The 833-nt window shown below is 64.8% G+C and carries 1 protein-coding gene; it reads right to left on the bottom strand.

The features are described from left to right. The coding region (locus tag HMPREF1546_RS14685) for a hypothetical protein (protein WP_021752072.1) at positions 1-193 on the bottom strand (193 nt) is incomplete at its 3' end. Positions 194-833 lie beyond the last annotated feature (640 nt).

Raw genomic sequence — 833 nt, 5'->3', positions numbered from 1 at the left:
GCCCCCGCAGGCGCCGCAGCTCCCGCACGTCCGCCTCCATGGCCAGGGCCTCTCCCCGCAGGGGCAGCACCAGCAGCAGCCCCGGCACTGCCGGCCGCCCCGCCCGGAAAAAGGCCCCTGCCACGATCCACACCAGGGTGGTCACGCCCACCGCGGAGAGGAACGCGATCAAACCGTCTTGCAGCAATGTCATCCCAAATCACCTCGGGATAGTGTATGCAAAGGGGCAGATTCGGTGTTCCGGGGCGGGAGTGTTTGGGGTGCGTCCCATTGGACGCGGAATGGCAGCTATGATGATAGCTGGGCAATGCACCCCCCATTTTCTTTTCGGTCTTGCCGAAAAGAAAACGGGCCGTGCACGGTCCAAAAGAAAAGGCCGCTTGGACGCGCTCCGGTGCAGTGGCCCTCCGCGCTGACGGGGGTCGGCGTACCGGTGCCTGCTCCGATTTTGCCTAGCCTTCGGGCACGCTTAGGTCTTCTGCGGTTCCCCCAACTGCCGACCCGTGGCGGATGGTGCGGAGGTCGTCGGGGTGCAAGATCGCATTTGACCAGCTTCTCTTTTCGCGCGTTCCGCGTCGCTACGCGCTGGCTGGTTCTCCGCGGAAGCGTGAGCGGCAGCGGAAAGCGAAGCAGGGGTATCCCTGAACCTCCCCGGGCCTAAGGATTCCCCAAGGGCGGTGCGTTTCCGTCCCTGACTTCTGCAAGGGAGTGCCAACCATCCCCCGCCGGCGGCAGGAGGTCTGCGCTGGCGCAGACCGACCCGCCGAAGCGCTTTTTCTCTTCCACCGGGCGCGGCGCATTCTCTTTTTGGCGCAACCAAAAAGAGAATGGGG

The organism is Oscillibacter sp. KLE 1745 (genome assembly GCF_000469445.2).
Classification (GTDB): Bacteria; Bacillota; Clostridia; order Oscillospirales; family Oscillospiraceae; genus Oscillibacter; species Oscillibacter welbionis.
Note: the sequence above shows the minus strand (reverse complement) of the source record. Positions and strands in the feature narration are given on the sequence as shown.